Origin of the sequence: Kribbella sp. NPDC051952 (genome assembly GCF_040680855.1) — a bacterium.
Lineage (GTDB): Bacteria > Actinomycetota > Actinomycetes > Propionibacteriales > Kribbellaceae > Kribbella.
Genome location: NZ_JBFAXQ010000018.1, coordinates 109,100 through 125,903, shown reverse-complemented (window position 1 = coordinate 125,903; position 16,804 = coordinate 109,100). Strand labels below are relative to the sequence as shown.

General features: G+C 68.4%; 15 protein-coding genes. 11 read left to right on the top strand and 4 right to left on the bottom strand.

All coding sequences use genetic code 11. The features are described 5' to 3' along the window. Nucleotides 1-29: 29 nt before the first annotated feature. Nucleotides 30-929 (top strand): ABC transporter permease, encoded by a 900-nt coding sequence (locus AB0L70_RS29290; protein ID WP_363689751.1) that lies wholly within the window; start codon nt 30-32, stop codon nt 927-929. Next, nucleotides 916-1,674, top strand: a complete 759-nt coding sequence (locus AB0L70_RS29285) for an ABC transporter ATP-binding protein (RefSeq protein ID WP_363689749.1) — start codon at nt 916-918, stop codon at nt 1,672-1,674. The genes AB0L70_RS29290 and AB0L70_RS29285 overlap by 14 nt, the downstream gene beginning before the upstream one ends. Here the strand turns inward: AB0L70_RS29285 and AB0L70_RS29280 are convergent. Continuing rightward, complete coding sequence (locus AB0L70_RS29280) at nt 1,671-2,669, bottom strand: glycosyltransferase family 2 protein (RefSeq protein WP_363689873.1); 999 nt, start codon at nt 2,667-2,669, stop codon at nt 1,671-1,673. The genes AB0L70_RS29285 and AB0L70_RS29280 overlap by 4 nt on opposite strands. Nucleotides 2,670-2,681: 12 nt before the next feature. Further along, complete coding sequence (locus AB0L70_RS29275; RefSeq protein ID WP_363689747.1) at nt 2,682-4,160, bottom strand: LCP family protein; 1,479 nt, start codon at nt 4,158-4,160, stop codon at nt 2,682-2,684. 264 nt (nt 4,161-4,424) lie between these two features. Between AB0L70_RS29275 and AB0L70_RS29270 the strand changes: the two genes are divergently transcribed. The 6 genes from AB0L70_RS29270 (at nt 4,425) to AB0L70_RS29245 (ending at nt 12,482) form a co-directional block, all read left to right on the top strand. After that, a complete protein-coding gene (locus tag AB0L70_RS29270; RefSeq protein ID WP_363689745.1) occupies nt 4,425-5,276 on the top strand; it encodes a serine protease in 852 nt (283 codons plus the stop codon). A gap of 63 nt (nt 5,277-5,339) precedes the next feature. After that, nucleotides 5,340-7,430 (top strand): spermidine synthase, encoded by a 2,091-nt coding sequence (locus AB0L70_RS29265; RefSeq protein WP_363689742.1) that lies wholly within the window; start codon nt 5,340-5,342, stop codon nt 7,428-7,430. 61 nt (nt 7,431-7,491) lie between these two features. Then, nucleotides 7,492-8,445 carry a UDP-glucose 4-epimerase GalE gene (gene galE, locus AB0L70_RS29260; RefSeq protein WP_363689740.1) on the top strand — a complete coding sequence of 318 codons (954 nt, stop codon included), beginning with the start codon at nt 7,492-7,494 and terminating at the stop codon, nt 8,443-8,445. 90 nt (nt 8,446-8,535) lie between these two features. Then, complete coding sequence (locus AB0L70_RS29255; protein ID WP_363689738.1) at nt 8,536-8,955, top strand: cyclic nucleotide-binding domain-containing protein; 420 nt, start codon at nt 8,536-8,538, stop codon at nt 8,953-8,955. A 30-nt stretch (nt 8,956-8,985) separates the two neighbouring features. Further along, complete coding sequence (locus tag AB0L70_RS29250) at nt 8,986-12,183, top strand: AAA family ATPase (RefSeq protein ID WP_363689736.1); 3,198 nt, start codon at nt 8,986-8,988, stop codon at nt 12,181-12,183. Between the two features lie 2 nt (nt 12,184-12,185). Further along, the gene (locus AB0L70_RS29245; RefSeq protein ID WP_363689734.1) at nt 12,186-12,482 is read left to right on the top strand and encodes a hypothetical protein; all 297 of its coding nucleotides are present in this window, start codon (nt 12,186-12,188) and stop codon (nt 12,480-12,482) included. Here the strand turns inward: AB0L70_RS29245 and AB0L70_RS29240 are convergent. Together AB0L70_RS29240 and AB0L70_RS29235 are read right to left on the bottom strand one after the other, a co-directional pair. Then, nucleotides 12,479-13,264 carry an SDR family NAD(P)-dependent oxidoreductase gene (locus tag AB0L70_RS29240; protein ID WP_363689732.1) on the bottom strand — a complete coding sequence of 262 codons (786 nt, stop codon included), beginning with the start codon at nt 13,262-13,264 and terminating at the stop codon, nt 12,479-12,481. The genes AB0L70_RS29245 and AB0L70_RS29240 overlap by 4 nt on opposite strands. Nucleotide 13,265: 1 nt before the next feature. Continuing rightward, on the bottom strand, nt 13,266-13,946 hold the full coding sequence (locus AB0L70_RS29235; RefSeq protein ID WP_363689730.1) for a TIGR03089 family protein: 681 nt from the start codon (nt 13,944-13,946) through the stop codon (nt 13,266-13,268). A gap of 66 nt (nt 13,947-14,012) precedes the next feature. On the opposite strand from AB0L70_RS29235, the gene AB0L70_RS29230 reads away from it, so the two are divergent. The 3 genes from AB0L70_RS29230 to AB0L70_RS29220 all read left to right on the top strand — a co-directional run bounded on the left by AB0L70_RS29230 (nt 14,013) and on the right by AB0L70_RS29220 (nt 16,801). Beyond that, nucleotides 14,013-14,222, top strand: coding sequence for a twin-arginine translocase TatA/TatE family subunit (locus tag AB0L70_RS29230; protein ID WP_363689728.1), 210 nt, complete (start codon nt 14,013-14,015; stop codon nt 14,220-14,222). A gap of 174 nt (nt 14,223-14,396) precedes the next feature. Next, nucleotides 14,397-15,734: a hemolysin family protein gene (locus AB0L70_RS29225; RefSeq protein ID WP_363689726.1), complete on the top strand. Its 1,338-nt coding sequence runs from the start codon at nt 14,397-14,399 to the stop codon at nt 15,732-15,734. After that, complete coding sequence (locus AB0L70_RS29220; protein WP_363689724.1) at nt 15,731-16,801, top strand: hemolysin family protein; 1,071 nt, start codon at nt 15,731-15,733, stop codon at nt 16,799-16,801. The genes AB0L70_RS29225 and AB0L70_RS29220 overlap by 4 nt, the downstream gene beginning before the upstream one ends. Nucleotides 16,802-16,804 lie beyond the last annotated feature (3 nt).

Sequence of the window (16,804 nt, the reverse complement as noted above, 5' to 3'; positions counted from 1 at the left end):
GGCGTCACACAGCGCAGTAGATTGGCGCAATGCCAACCGCCGCTGTGCCGACCGGGCCGACCGGGGCGACCGGCCCCGCGGCGCTGGCCGAACGCTACGGACTCTCCAAGAGCTCGATCCGCCCGTCACTCGGCTCGTACCTGCGCGAGCTGTGGAGCCGTCGCCAGTTCGTCCTCAGCTACGCCGCCGCCCGGACCTACGCCATGTACGCCGGAGCCCGCCTGGGCTCGATCTGGCAGGTGCTGACCCCGCTGCTCAACGCCGCGGTCTACTACCTCGCCTTCGGCGTCCTGCTCGGCACGAAGAACGGGATCGACAACTACGTCGCGTTCCTGCTCAGCGGGATCTTCGTCTTCACCTTCACCCAGCGCTGTATGACCGAGGGCTCGCGCTCACTCGCGCTGAACCTGTCGCTGATCCGCACCCTGCACTTCCCGCGGGCGACGTTGCCGCTGGCGTACGTACTGAACGAGCTGAACCAGATGCTCGTCTCGCTGGGGATCCTGTTCGTGATCGTCGGCTTCACCGACGGACTCGCCTGGCGCTGGCTGCTCGTCGTACCGGCGTTGCTGCTGCAGGTCATGTTCAATGTCGGGATCACGTTGGTGTTCGCGCGGATCGGGACGTTCGTGTCGGACATCAGCCAGTTGCTGCCGTTCGTCACCCGGACCTGGCTGTACGCGTCCGGGATCTTCTTCTCGTTGCCGGCCAAGCTGAACCAGGTCGATGCGCCGGGCTGGGTGATCCAGGTACTCGCGTTCAACCCGATCTCGGCGTACATCGACATCGTCCGGCGTTCGCTGCTCGAGGAGCACGAGCGCAATCAGTTGCCGCACGCGTGGACGATCGCGATCGTCTGGTCGGTCGTGATGCTGGCCGCGGGTTTCGTCTACTTCTGGCGTGCGGAGGATCGCTATGGGAGAGGCTGAGCCCACGGTCATCGCCGACCACGTCGACATCATCTACAAGGTGATCGCCGGACAGGGCGGCAAGGGGACGGCGGCGACCGCGTTCCGGCGGATCCTGAAGCGGCAGGACCGGCCGACGATCCGCGAGGTGCACGCGGTCAAGGACGTCAGTTTCACTGCCTACAAGGGCGATGCGATCGGTGTGATCGGCCGCAACGGCTCCGGCAAGTCGACGCTGTTGCGCGCGATCGCCGGATTGTTGCCGCCCGCATCGGGAGTCGTCTACACCGGCGGCCGGCCGTCGCTGCTCGGTGTCAACGCGGCGATGATGAACGACCTCACCGGCGATCGCAACGTCGTCCTCGGCTGTCTCGCGATGGGTATGTCCTCGGCCGAGGTCCAGCAGCGGTACGACGAGATCGTCGAGTTCTCCGGCATCGGCGATTTCATCGACCTGCCGATGTCGACGTACTCGTCCGGGATGGCGGCGCGGCTGAAGTTCGCGATCGCGTCCGCGAAGACGCACGACATCCTGCTCGTCGACGAGGCGCTGGCGACCGGCGACGCGGAGTTCCGGGTCCGGTCCGAACGCAAGATCAAGGAACTGCGCGACCAGGCCGGCACGGTGTTCCTGGTCAGCCACAGCCTCGACGTCGTCCAGGAGACCTGCAACCGCGCCCTCTGGCTGGACGCCGGCGTGCTCCGCCTCGACGGTCCCGTCGAGGAAGTCGTCGCCGCCTACATCAAGTCGACCAGAAGCGGCTAGACCGCCTTTGGCTGTTCGCGGAGGCCGAGGAGGAAGCCGAGGCCCCAGGACACGTGCATGGTGGCGCAGACCAGCGGCATCCAGGCCAGCGCCTTCCAGGGCAGGTAGCGGCCCTCGAAGGCCGAGCCGGCCAGCAGGAGAACCGCGTAGCCGAGCGGGGCCAGGAAGCCGAGGTCGAGCCAGCTGCTGCCGGTGATCAGGCCGATGATGCCGACTATCGTGCCGAGTGCCAGCAGGATCACCGCAACCGGCGGCGCGAGGTAGCGCTTGTTCGCGGTCTCGGGGTGCCGGCGGATCACCTCACGGCGCCACTGGCCGGTGTGGAAGAACTGCTTGGCCACCGCCGACAGCGACGAGCGCGGCCGGTAGGTGACGGACAGGTCGGGCGTGAACCAGATCAGGCCACCGGTCTTGCGGATCCGGTAGTTCAGCTCCCAGTCCTGGGCCCGGTGCATGGTCTCGTCGAAGCCACCGACACGCTCCAGTGCGGCCCGCCGGAACACGCCCAGGTAGACGGTGTCGGCCGGTCCGGCCTTGCCACCTTGGTGGAACGTCGAGGCGCCCAAACCCAACCGGGACCGGTACGCGCAGGCGACCGCCATCTCGGTCGGCGTCCGGCCCTCGGCGGCCATCACGCCGCCGACGTTGTCCGCGCCGCTCTCGTCCAGCACCTCGACCGCACGGGTGATGTACCCGTCGGTGAGGGCGCCGTGGCCGTCGACCCGGACCAGGATGTCGTGCTTGGCGTGCGCGATGCCGACGTTCAGCGCGGCCGGCGTCTTGCCGGTCGGGTTCGGCACGATGCTGATCCGCGGGTCGCGGTCGGCCAGCTTGTCCGCGATCTCCTGGGTCCGGTCCTTGCTCGGGCCGATCGCGAGGACGACCTCGAGTTCGCCGGGATAGTCCTGGTCGAGAACGCGGCCGACAGCTTCCTCGAGGTGGCGTTCCTCGTTCAGGACGGGTATCACGACGGACACGGGTGGCCAGTGGGACAGCGGCATATCAGGTCAGGCCTTACAGATCGAAGCGACGTCGTCGACGCCGTTGGCGGGTGGTGTGGATGAGCTCGTCGGAGACTTGCTCGGCTTCTTGGTGGTACCGGTGGTCGGCTTGCTGGTGGTACTACGCGGAGTACTCGAAGTCTTACCGTCTCCTCCTGAGCCGCCCTTGTCCAGCGCTTCCGACCTCGCGATCGCCTCGCCGACCTTGGTTCGGATCAGCGCGAAGTCGGGATCGCCGGTGTGAATCAACGGCGGGACCGCGGAGAAGCTTGACACCGGCAGCTTCTTCGCGTCCAGCGCGAGGTCGGTGAAGGTACCGAGCTCACCGGCCGGAATGTTGGTCTTGACCACCTGTTTGCTGGCCGAGGCGATGCCCTGGAACTTGGTCAGCACGGTCTGCGGCGACAGCTGGTTCAGCATCGCCGACATCACGCACTTCTGCCGGGTCATCCGCTCGTAGTCCGACGATTCGGCCCGGGACCGGGCGAACCAGAGCGCGTGGTAGCCGTCCAGGTGCTGGTTCTTCCCGGCCTCGATGTAGCCCTTGATCGGTGAGGTGCCGCCGCCGATCGGGACCCGCTTGCCGATGTCCAGGGTGACGCCGCCGACCGCGTTGAGGAGGTCGCGGAAGCCGGCCAGGTCGATCAGCACGTAGTAGTTGATCTTCAGCCCGGTGACCGCCTGGATGGCTTGGGTGGTCGCGGTCTCGCCAGGGTTCGGGTCGCCGGGGAACAGGCTCTTGTGGTTGGCGGCGTACGTGTAGACGGCGTTGAGCAGGCACTCGGCGCCGCAGTTCTTCCACTTGAAGCCGTCGGGGAACTGCTTGGCCATCCCCGTACCGGCCGGGAAGGGCACCTTGGCCAGGTTCCGCGGCAGGCCGATCAGGACGGTCCGGCCGGTGTCCGCGTCGATGCTGGCCACCGTCATGCTGTCCGGCCGGGTGCCGATCCGGTCCGCGCCGGAGTCGCCGCCCATCAGCAGCACGTTGTAGCGGCCCTTCTCGGCCTTGGACTTCTGCCCGTTGCCGAACACGCTGGCGACGAAGTCGCGCTGGGTGTTCACGATCACGCTGGCGTAGATCAGTGCGCCGACGACCGAGAGGACCAGGATGCCGTCGAGGATGCTGGTGATGAGCCGGTGGTTCCGCTCCAGCGTCAGCGGCCGGCCGAGCCGGTACGCGTCGACGAAGAGCGCGCCCCATCCGATCGCGAGCAGGATCAGCAGCACCTGGACGGTCCGCAACGTACCCGGCCGGGCCATCAGGTTGATCGTGCCGGACCGCCAGACCAGTCCGAGCAGCACCAGGAACACGACAATCGCGATCAGGCCCGCGAGCACGCGCCAGGCCCACCGTCCGGCTCGCTTGCTGCCGGCCACAATCTGCGCGGATCCCGGCAGCACCAGCGTCATCAGGACCAGCGTCAAGGCCCGCTTGAACCGCACCGGCTCGCCGAGAGTGCGCAGGTCAGGCTTCTCCTGCGGCATGACGTCCTTCCGTTCTCCGTACGGCAAGCTCTGCCAACCGTACTTTGTCGTCCCCACCCTCATCGGTACGACGTGCCGGATGAGGCGATGGTTCGAGCGGAGGCGGACCCGGAGACGAAGAGTAGCAGCCTGCTCACTCAGTGCAGGAAAACCCGTGAAGACACCCTGTGTTCGGGTGGTTTCACACAGTTGTGATGGTGGTCGGCGGACGGATCGGATACCAAGTGCCCAACCACATCCAGTTGTGAGGACAGGAAACCGCCCATGAAACTGTTCCGAACCCTTCTGGCCGCCACCGCGGCCGTCAGTACGACGCTGATCGGCGTCGGTTCCGCCCAGGCCTCCGAACCTGCCGTGCGCGCACCGGGTGCCGACTTCGCCGGGATCGCTGCGTTGAGCAACTGTTCCGGTTCGCTCGTCCGGTACGCCGCATCGCAGTCGACCGACCCGGCCTTGATCCTGACCAACGGCCACTGCTTCGAGGGCGGCATGCCCAGTCCGGGCCAGGTGATCGTCAACCGCGCCTCCAGCCGCTCGTTCACGTTGCTCAGGCCGGACTCCAGCAACGCGGGCACGGTCCGGGCCAACCAGGTCCTGTACTCGACCATGACGAAGACCGACATCACGCTGTACCGGCTGACCGAGACGTACGCCGCGATCGCCTCCCGGCTGAATGTCACGCCGCTCACGCTGGCCACGTCCCCGCCGGCCAGCGGCGCCGGGATGGCGGTCGTCTCCGGTTACTGGAAGCGCATCTACACCTGCTCGGTGCAGGCCACGATTCCCGAGCTGCGCGAGGCCGGCTGGGTGATGAAGAGCTCGATCAAGTACCAGCAGCCGGGGTGCGAGACCATCGGCGGTACGTCGGGTTCACCGATCGTCAGCACCTCCACCGGTGAGGTCATCGGCGTCAACAACACCGGTAACGAGGACGGCGAGCAGTGCACGCTGAACAACCCGTGCGAGGTCGATGAGAACGGCAACATCACCGTCGACCAGGGTGCGGCGTACGGCCAGCAGACCTGGTGGCTCTACACCTGCCTGACCGCGACCCGGACGATCGACCTGAACAAGTCCGGCTGTGAGCTGGCCAAACCTGCTGCGCGGCGGCACTGACGCTCTGTCACGTTTCCTGCGGGGTGACGCAGACCACTTGGTTATCCGGTAACGTCGCCCCGCATGGCAGTCGACTCCTCCACTGACCAAGTCAGTACGACGAGATGGCCGAGCCCCTTCGGGGTCCGGACCAGGCTGGTCGCGTCCAGTGCGCTGATGCTCTTCACCGAGCTCGCGTTGATCCGTTGGACCGGCTCGAACGTGGTCCACCTCAGCTACTTCTCGAACTTCGTCCTGCTCGGCTCGTTCCTCGGTATCGGGATCGGCATCCTCCGGTCCAGCCGGGCCCGTTGGCTGCCGTACTACTCACCGATCATGCTCGGCCTGCTGGTCCTGGTGATCGCGTGGAAGCCGGTCACGGTCAACCGCGGCAGCTCGTCCAGCGTCATCTACTTCACCAGCCTGAACACCACCGGTCCGCCGGTCTGGGTGATCCTGCCGGTCATCTTCATCGCGGCCGCCGTCGTCCTGGCCGGACCGGCCGAACTGGTCGGGCGGTGTTTCGCGGAGTTGCCGCGACTGACGGCGTACCGCTACGACCTGGTCGGAAGCCTGGTCGGGATCGTGAGCTTCACCGGGTTGTCGTTCCTGGGCGCGCCGCCGATCTGGTGGGGCGCGATCGTGACGGTGACGTTCGCCGCGTTGATGATTCCGCGGACCGCGCTCGGTTCCGGTCGCCGGGTCGTCGCGACCGGGGTGAGTGCGGCGCTCGTGCTGTCACCGTTGATCGTGATGCTCGGGGTGCTCTTCCATGAGTCGACCCGGCCGGACAACAGCTGGTCGCCGTACTACAAGGTGCAGACGAAGCAGTACACGTTCGAAGGTGTGCCGCTGCTGACGATCACGGTGAACGGCGTACCGCACCAGCAGGCGATCCCCGCCGACGCACGGTTGCAGTGGGAGCCGCAGTACGGGCTGCCGTACGAGCGGGCGAACGTCGGGAAGACGCCGAAGAACGTCCTGATCATCGGCGCCGGTTCCGGGTCGGACGTGGCGATCGCGCTGAAGAAGGGCGCGACACATGTGGACGCGGTCGAGATCGACCCGCGGATCCGCGATCTCGGTAAGGCCCTGCACCCGGACCACCCGTACCAGGACCCGCGGGTGACCTCGCACATCGACGACGGCCGGGCGTTCCTGTCCCGGACCGACAAGAAGTACGACCTGATCCTGCTGGCGCTGCCGGACTCGCTGACGCTGGTGAACGGCGCGAGCTCGCTGCGGCTGGAGAGCTACCTGTTCACCCAGCAGGCGTTCGAGTCGGCGAAGGACCACCTGAACCCCGGTGGTGCCTTTGCCATGTACAACTACTACCGCGAGACCTGGCTGATCGACCGGCTGGCCTCGACGGCGGAGGAAGCGTTCGGTCACAAGCCGTGTGTGGACAAGATCGGTGACGGTCTGCAGCAGGCGGTCGTCACGGTCGGGCTGACCGAGCAGGACCAGACGTGTGCCGCGACGTGGCCCGGTCCGTCGGCGATCACGCCGCCGCCGGCGACCGACAACCGCCCGTTCCTCTATCTGTTCACCGATCGGATCCCGTCGCTCTATCTGGTCACGATGGGCCTGATCCTGGTCGCCGGTCTGATCGGAGTCGGGATCGCCGGCGGCGGATCGTCGTACCGGCGGATGCGCCCGTACGCCGACCTGTTCCTGCTCGGCGCCGGCTTCATGTTGCTGGAGACGAAGAGCATCACCGGCTTCGCGCTGTTGTTCGGTACGACGTGGGTCGTGAACGCGATCGTGTTCGCCGGCGTACTGGTGGCGGTGTTGGCCGCGGTCGAAGTGACCAGACGGTTCAAGACTCCACCGATCAAGGTGATGTTCGCGATCCTGTTCGGCGGACTGCTGCTGTCGTGGCTCTTCCCCGACGAGTGGTTGCTGTCGATGCCGGTCGGATTGCGTGCGCTGGTGGCGGTCCTGATCGCGTTCCTGCCGATCTTCGCCGCGAACGTGATCTTCGCCAAGCGCTTCACCGACACCGAGGACGGCACCGCGTCGTTCGGCGCCAACCTCCTGGGTGCGATGCTCGGCGGCTGTCTCGAGTACGCGGCGTTGATCATCGGCTTCGACGGCCTCCTGATCATCGCGGCCCTCTTGTACGCCGGTGCCTTCCTGCTCACCCCGAAGATCCGCCAGGTGATGAGGACCTGACTGGTACGGGTTCGGCCCGTTTGCGGGTGCCGGGCCGGGCCGAGGTGGCACCATCAGGGACATGACGTGGCTTGTGACTGGTGGTGCCGGGTATATCGGAGCGCACGTGGTGCGCGCTTTTCTTGCTGACGGCATCGATGTGGTGGTGATCGACGACCTGTCGAGCGGGAAGGCCGAGTTCGTGCCGGACGGCGTGCCGTTCGTGCAGGCCAACCTGCTCGACGGTACGGCGGTGCGCGGTGCGCTGGACGGGGTCAGTGGCGTCGTCCACCTGGCCGGGTTCAAGTACGCCGGCGTCTCGGTCGACCGGCCGTTGCACACCTACACGCAGAACGTGACCGCGATGGTGTCACTGCTGGATGCGATGGCGGAGAAGGAGATCCGCAATCTCGTCTTCTCGTCCAGCGCGGGTGTCTACGGCACCCCGAAGGACGAGGTGGTGACCGAGCAGACGCCGCCGGACCCACAGAGCCCGTACGGCGAATCCAAGCTGGTCGGGGAGTGGTTGCTCCGGGACCAGGCCGCCGCGACCGAGCTGCACCACACCTCGCTGCGCTACTTCAACGTGGTCGGCTCCGGGGACCCGTCGGTGTACGACGCCAGCCCGTACAACCTGTTCCCGATCGTGTGTGACCTGCTGGCCCAGGGGAAGGTGCCGCAGATCTACGGCACCGACCACCCGACGCCGGACGGTACGTCGGTCAAGGACTACGTCCACGTCGCCGACCTGGCCCGCGCTCACGTCGCGGCCGCCCGGGCGCTGGACTCGGGGAAGACGCTCGAGCGTGTCTACAACCTGGGCAGCGGCACCGGCACGTCGGTCCGCCAGATCATGGACGCCGCCCGCCGCGTCACGGGGATCGACTTCACCCCCGGCGAGGCCCCACGCCGCCCCGGCGACCCGTCCCGGGTCGTCGCCGACGGCCAGCTGGCGGCCCGGGATCTCGACTGGAAGAACACCTACACGGTCGACGACATGTTCGCCACCGCCTGGGAGGCCTGGCCTCAGGGCTGAAATCGTGGTCGGCGCTCCTCCCCGGTTGTAGCCTGTGGCGCAGTTCACTGAGCTGCCCGCGGGTGCGGGCACGATCGAGGGGTGCGATCCATGAGTTACGAGAGCCTGCCGCAGTTCCTGGCGAAGATCGATCTCTTCGAGGGGCTGTCCAAGGACACGCTGTCGGACCTGATCGAGCGTGGCACCACGCTCAAGGTCCAGGGCGGCAACCACGTGGTCGAGCAGGGGGCGAGCGACGCCGGCCTGCAGATCGTGCTGGCGGGTTCGGCCGACGTGGAGGTCAACGGGGTCTCCCGCGAGCCGCTGAAGGTGGGCGACTACTTCGGTGAGATCTCGCTGATCGACGGCCTGCCGCGGTCCGCGACCGTGGTGGCCGGGCCGGACGGGCTGAGCACGTTCGCCCTGTCGGCGCTCGCGTTCGAGCCGGTCGTGAAGGAGAACCCGGAGGTCGCCCAGGCGCTGCTGAAGGCCCTGACCGCCCGGATCCGCCGGCTCGAGACCGAGAGCTGAGCCGATCGGCTCGAACGACCCGGGGGCGTGATGACCGAGGAGCGGAAGATCGTCTCGGTGCTGTTCTGCGACCTCGTCGGCTTCACCACGGCGTCGGAGTCCGCCGACCCCGAGGACGTTCGCCGCTGGTTGGCGCCGTACCACTCGACCCTGCGGCAGACGGTCGAGCGGTACGGCGGGACCGTCGAGAAGTTCGCCGGGGACGCGATCCTGGCCGTCTTCGGCGCACCGCGATCCCGGGAGGACGACGCCGAACGCGCGGTCCGGGCCGGCCTCGCGATCTTGGACGCGGTCCACGCCCTGCCGGACGGGCCGCTGGAGGTCCGGATCGGTATCGAGACCGGCGAGGCGCTGGTTCAGCTGAACGCACGCCCCGAGCTCGGCGAACCGTTCGTCACCGGCATGGTCGTCAACACGGCCGCCCGGTTGCAGGCCTCGGCACCGATCGGTGCGGTCGTGGCCGGGCCAGGCACCCACGACGCGACGAGCCGGGTCTTCGACTACGAAGAGCTGGAACCCGTTGTGGCCAAGGGAATCAGCCACCCGGTCGAACGCTGGCAGGCCGGCCCGCCGAGGGCCCGCTTCGGCTCGGACGTCATCCGCGACCTCAGTTCGCCGATGGTCGGCCGGCAGCGCGATCTGACCTTGCTGTGCACGGCGTTCGAGAAGGCCATCGCGGAACGAGTACCGCAGTTCGTCACGCTGCTCGGCGAACCAGGCATCGGCAAGTCGCGCCTGGTCGCCGAGCTCGGTGCCTGGCTGGATCGGCACGACGAACTCGTCATCTGGCGTGAGGGCCGGTCCCTGCCGTACGGCGAGACGCCGTTCGGGCCGATCGCGGAGATCTTCAAGGTCCAGGCCGGCGTCCTGGACACCGATCCGCCGGCACAGGTCGCCGCCAAGCTCGACACGATCCTTCTCGAAGGCGCCGACCGGGCCTGGCTGCGCGCCCGGGTCGGACCACTGGTCGGCGTCGAACGGTCCGGCTCGTCGGAGTCGGTGACGCAGGACGAGTCGTTCGCGGCCTGGCGTGAGCTGCTGGAGTCGTTCGCCGAGCGCTCACCGCTGGTCCTGGTGTTCGAGGACCTGCACTGGGCAACGGACGCGATGCTCGCGTTCGTCGACCACCTGGCCGAATGGCTGACCGACCTGCCGCTGCTCGTCGTCGTCACCGCCCGGCCCGAGCTGCTCGAGCGCGGGCCGCAATGGACCCGCGGCGTACAGAACTCGCTGACCGTCGGCCTCTCGCCGCTGTCGGCCGACGAGACCGACCAGCTCCTGATGGAGATGTTCGCCGGCCAGGACATCCCCGACGAGACCCGCCGGCGACTCGTACGACGGGCCGACGGCAACCCCTTGTACGCCGAAGAACTCGCCCGGGTCGTCGCCGACTGCGGCCCGGACCGAGCTGCCTCCGCCGAGCTGCCCGTTGGTATTGCCGCACTCATCGCGGCCCGGCTGGACACGCTGGCTCCCGATCGCAAGGCGCTACTCGCCGATGCTGCTGTGATCGGCCGGGTGTTCTGGGCCGAGGCTGTCGCGGCCGTGTCCGGCCGGGAGCCGGCTGAGGTCGTCCACGAACTGCAGGAACTGGCGCGCAAGGAGCTGGTGCGTCCGGTCCGTCGCTCGTCGATGCTGGGCCAGCACGAGTACACCTTCTGGCACGCGCTGACCCGGGACGTCGCCTACAGCCAGGTGCCGCGAGCATCCCGTTCGTCCCGGCACCTCGCCGCCGCCGACTGGCTCGAGCTGCGCTGTCCTGCCTGTCAGGCCGAGACTCCGAGCCTGATCGCGTATCACCTGTCCACCGCGATCGATCTCGCCGCCGCCGTCGGGGACACAGACGCTGTCGCGGAGATCGCGCCGCGGGCCCGCCAGTTCCAGCTGATCGCGGCCGAGCAGGCGATGAACCTCGATGCGGGCGAGGCGATGGGACTGCTCGATCGTGCGCTGGCGCTCACCCCGCCAGGGGATCCGGAGCGGCCGGCGATCATGGCCCGCTGGGGCTGGGGAGCGTTCCTGGAAGGCCGTCTCGATGACGCGCGCACCGCGTTCCGTGAGGCGATCGCCGGGTTCGAGGCGTCGGGTGACGTCCGCGGATTGGCCCGCGCGTTGCGGGCTTCGACGTACTCGCTGAACAGCATGGAGGAGAGCCTGGCGACGGTGGACCGGGCGGTCGCGATGCTCGAGGAGCTCGGGCCGAGTGAGGACCTCGTGCAGTTGCTGGCCGGGCGGGCGAGCATCCAGATGGTCGCGAGCCGCCGGCAGGAAGCGGTCATCTCGGCGAACCGGGCCCTGGATATGGCCACCGAGTACGGGTACGCCGTACCGCAGCGGGCGCTGGAGTCACGAGGGCTTGCCCGGATCGGTCAGGGCGACGCCGGTGGACTCGTCGATGTGAAGGAGGCCCTGGCGGCGCTGCTCGAGCTCGGCCAGGGACGCGACACGGCGGTGACCTGGCTGAACTACGGCTGGGTGCTGTGGCTGATCGAAGGACCCGTCGTTGCCTTGGGCGAGCTGGACGCCGCGCGCGAGTTCGCCGCCCGGCGCCGGCTGGCCGAGATGGAGCAGCAGATCGGTTGTGCCGTCCTGCAGTTGCTGATCGAGACGGCCCGGCCGGCCGAGGCCGTCGCGGCGTGCCGAGCCCAGCTCGAGCACCCTGGACCGGCGTTCAACACGCTGCGGCGGATCGAGGTCCTCGCGGCGCTGGCGGTGGCGCAGGTCGAGTCCGCCCTGCCGGGCCGGGAGGCAGCCGAGGAGGCCTATCGGCTGGCGGTGGACGCAGGCTGGCCGGATCTGATCGCCATCGCGGCCTCGCCCGCGGCGATGACCCGGTCGCTCGACGGCGACCGGGACGGCGTACTCGAGGTGCTCACGCTGCTCCTTTCGTTGCCCGACCTGCGCGGCAGCCTCGAATTCGATGCCCGGCTGCCATCGCTGGTGCGGGCGGCGCTGGCAGTGAGTCACGTCGAGGCGGCGGCCGCACTCGCGGACTTCGTGGAGCCGGTGCTGCAGATGCGGGAGTACGCGACGACGACGGTCCAGGCGCTGCTCGCCGAGTACCGTGGCGACACCGAGACCGCCGCGAGCGGGTTCGCGCGGGCAGCCGCCGACTGGGGTGCCTTCGGCAACCAACTCGAACAGGCCCACGCGCTGCTCGGGGTCCATCGCACAACCGGCGACCCCGCTGCCCTCGCGCAGGCCAAAGCCCTGCAACCAGAGGACTAGCTGTGTGTGGGTGCGGGCGACCCGTCGAGCAACCGTGGCGGTCGCGGGACGCGTTGTGGAGTCCCGCGTCGTTCATCGGTGGCGTGCTGTGGCTGGCGCTCGGCGTGGGGTCGGTGATCGGCGGTTGGACGGTGTTCGGGTGGAGCCTGCTCGGGGTGCTCGCGGCCATTGCCGTGGGCGCGCTCGTTCAGCAGGTTGTGCGCGGACATCGCGGGACCTGCGTGGTGCGTCGGGCACTCTGGTTCGGCCTCGCCGTACCCGGACTGCCGTTGCGCGTGGCCTACTGGTTCAACTTCTAGTAGTCCTTCTTGAAAGGACCCGACGGAGTCAGGTCCATCACCTCGCTGCGCGGCCCGGTGAGTACGCCGCCTTCGACCGGCAACGTGTGACCGGTGATCCACGCGGCGTCGTCGGATGCCAGGAACGCGACCGCGGCTGCGATGTCCTCTGGCTCACCGACCCGGCCCAGCGGATACAGCTTCTCGAACCGCTCCAGGGTGTCCGGCTGGTTGTCCCAGTTCGGCGTACGAATGGTGCCGGGGGCAACCACATTGAAGCGGACGCCGAGCCCGCCGTACCGGGCGGCATAGTTGACCGTCATAGCGATCTGGCCGGCTTTCGCGGCGGCGTACTCGATGTTGCCGAAGGCAGCGAGTCCGTTGACCGAGCTGATCGTGACCACGTTGCCGCGGGTCTTGACCAGGTGGGGGAGCGCCGCCTGGATGCACCGGGACGCACCGACCAGCGTGAGGTCGAGCTGCTGGTGCCACTCCTCGGCGCTCGTGTCTTCCGGCACCGTCGAGACGATGCAGCCGCCGGCGTTGTTCACCACCACGTCCAGCCGCCCGAACCGCTCCACGGCGGCCGCGACCGCGGCGTCCACGTCGTCCCGGTTCGTCACGTCGAGCCGGACCCCGAGAGCCTGCGCGCCGATCCCGGCCGCAACCTCGGCGACCTTGTCCTCCTGGAGATCGGTCACCACCACCGATGCACCCTCGTCCGCGAGCCGCCGCGCCACGGCCGCCCCGATTCCCTGCGCTCCCGCCGTGATGAGCGCTACCTGTCCCTCGAATCGCTGCACGCTACCCCTCCACCACTCGATCGACCTTCTCGTCCGCGACCCGGCGCTCCAGCTTCGCGGCGTCGAGATTGCGGCAGAGGACGATCGAACCACCTCCGGAGATCACCCCGACCAGCAGTCCGACACCTTCTCGCGCGACCAGGTCCTGCGTGACCAGGATCCGGTCGGCGACGGGCTCCGCGGTACTGATCAGGTCCTCGTGGGTCAGCTCGTCGTACGCCGGTGACGTCGGCGACGGTGGATCGAACGGGACGAACACATCCGGGTGGTTGTAGACCTCGGCGCCGTAGTCCTGGATCCCCGCCGGCAACGGCTCGCGGAAGCGCCCGCCGAGCGGCAGCAACGCCGACGCGACGGTCTCCCGCTCGCCGTGCACGCTCAGGTCCGGGCCGGTGATCGCGAGCGTGCCTTTGCCACTCGTCAGGGACGCGCCGACAGACCAGGTGGACAGCGCCCAGACCACACCGAGCCAGTGCGGCGGCAGGCCGATCGCGACGGTCTCGCCGGCCTCCAGGTCGTACTCGTCGACGAGCAGGTTGGCGGTCTTGGCGACCCAGTTCGCGGTGGTGACGGCGCTCAGCTCGATCCGCTCACCGGTCACGTCGTCGTAGTAGGTGAGGAACGGGGCGGCGCCGTCGCGGCGGACGGCGGTCGCGAACAACTCGGGCAGGACTCGTGACATATGGCCCAGCCTACGGTTCGCGGGCCGACGTACCGTGGTGGGGGATTCGCGGAAAGAAGGCTTGTCATGGTGCCACTGCTGGAGCTGCCACAGGGCGGCGAATGGATCGTCATCCTGGTCATCGTCGTACTCCTGTTCGGGGCGAAGAAGCTGCCCGAGCTGACCAAGAACGCGGCCCGCGCGATGAACGAGTTCAACAAGGCCCGCAACGAGGACGAGAAGCCCGCGGTCGAGGCCGACAAGCCCGTCGACGAAACCAAGCCGTCCACTCCGTGAAAGCGCCACAGCCAGGCGGGTGATTTCAGGCGACTCCGCCTCACTGCCGCCCATTACCGGGCCTGACAGCGCGCTGGAGAGGGCGGTCCGCAGGTCCCGCCGGCCTGCCGGTCTGGGCTCGACGCCACGGACCCTGTGGTACTCCAGCAGCTGGAGTTCTCATAAGGTCTGTACATGTTGATCCTGGCCGGCCTGGCGCTGATCCTCGTGCTGACCGTTGCCACGGGCTATTTCGTCTCGCAGGAATTCGCGTACGTCGCGGTGGACCGGAGCCGGCTGCGGACCCTCGCGGACGACGGTGACGCGGCCGCGGCCCGCGCGCTGAAGGTCACGTCCCGGCTCTCGTTCGTCCTGTCCGGAGCACAGGTCGGCATCACCATCACGGCCCTACTGGCTGGGTACTTCGCCGAGCCCTATCTCGGCGAGGGACTGGAGCACGTGCTCGGATCGGCCGGCGTTCCAACGGCCGTGAGTACGTCGGTCTCGGTGATCCTGGCGTTGCTGTTGGCAACGATCATCCAGATGGTGCTGGGCGAGCTGGCCCCGAAGAACCTGGCCATCGCGAAGGCCGAGCGGATCGCGCTCGCGCTGTCCCGGTCGACGCTGATGTACCTGACCGTGGCCGGCCCGCTGATCCACGTCTTCGACTCGGCCTCGAACCGGATCCTGCGCCGGGTCGGGATCGAGCCGGTCGAGGAGCTGCCGCAGGGCGCGACCGCGCAGGAGCTGGACCGGATCATCGTCACGTCGTACGAGCAGGGTCTGCTGGACCAGGACACGATGCGGCTGCTCGACCGTGGGCTCGATTTCCGCGGCCGGACCGCGGAGGAGGCGATGGTCCCGCGCGTCGACGTGGTCGTCATGCACCGGGAGGAGCCGCTGACCCGGGTGGTCGAGCTGCAGGACACCGGGCACAGCCGGTTCCCGGTGATCGGCGAGTCGGTCGACGAGGTGATCGGCGTGGTCGCGATCGGCGACGTGGTCGAGCTCGAGCCGGCCGACCGGGCTTCCATCGCGGTCGGATCGCTGGCGTCGCCGCCGGTCGTCGTACCGTCGACGCTGCCGCTGCCCGCCGTACTGGAACGGCTCCGGACCGCCCGTCGCCAGCTGGCGATCGTCGTCGACGAGTACGGCGGATTCGCCGGGATCGTGTCGCTCGAGGACATCGCCGAGGAGCTGGTCGGCCCGATCCGGGACGAGGACGACCTGCCGGAGAGCGAGCTGGTGCAAGGCGGCGAAGGGTCGTGGGTGGTGCCGGCCCGCTGGCGGCTCGACGAGGTCGCGGAGGCCACCGGGGTCGCGCTGCCGGAGGACGACGACTACGAGACGGTTTCCGGTCTGGTGATGGCGCGACTCGGCCGGATCCCGGCGGTCGGCGATGAGCTCGTCGTCGAACTGCCGCACCGGATCGACCACGACGGGCGGCCGATCCCGGCCGAGTTCGTCCGGCTGATCGTCCGGACCATCGAGCGGCGCGTGCCCGGTCTCGTCGTGATGGAGCGGATCGGATGAGTACGACGCTCGCCCTGATCATCTCGGTCGTCCTGCTGGCGCTGAACGGCTTCTTCGTCGCCGCCGAGTTCGCGTTGGTCGCGTCGAAGCGACACCGGCTCGAGGAGGCAGCTGCGTCCGGCAGCCGCTCGGCCCGGGCCGCGATCGCCGGCGTCAGCGAGCTGTCGGTGATGCTCGCCGGTGCGCAGCTCGGCATCACCTTGTGCACCCTCGGCCTCGGTTCGTTGAGCGAGCCGGCGGTCGCGCACCTGCTGCATCCGTTGTTCGAGCTGGCGCATGTTCCTGAAGGCGTCGGTCATGTCATCGCGCTGATCATCGCGGTCGCAGGGATTGGCCTGCTGCACGTGCTGCTCGGGGAGATGGCTCCGAAGTCCTGGGCAATTAGCGATCCCGAACGGTCGGCTCTCGTGCTCGCGCTGCCGTTCCGCGCGTTCACCTGGGTCTTCCGTCCGTTGCTGCTGGTGCTCAACTGGTTCGCCAATCTCTGCGTCCGGCTGGTCGGAGTGACTCCGCAGAACGAGCTGGCCAACGCGCACGGCCCCGACGAACTGCGCCTGCTGATCGAGTCCTCCCGTGAGCACGGCACCTTGGCGGCGCCCGAGCACGATCTGCTCACCGCGATGCTCGCGCTGCAGAACACCACGGTCGCCCAGGTGATGACGCCGATCGCCCAGCTCTCGACGGTTCCCGCAGCCGCGACCGCCCGCGAGGTCGAGCTGACCAGCCGCCGCGAAGGCCGCTCCCGCCTCGCGGTCGTCAGCTCGGGTACGACGATCTGCGGCATCGTCCACGTCCGCGATGCGGCCCGGGCGACCACCGGCGGTGGTACGACGCTGCAGGCGTCGGACCTGATGACCGCGCCACTCGAGCTGGCTGCCGGGACCCCGGTGGCGACGGCGATCCGGACGATGCGCGATCAGCGTTCGCAGTTGGCCGTCGTACGCGATGGGGACCAGCCGGTCGGGGTGGTCGCGTTGGAGGATCTGCTGGAGGAGGTGATCGGGGAGTTCGACGACGAGACCGACCCGATCGTCAGCGCCGCGAAGGCGGAATCACCGGAGCGCTAGTCT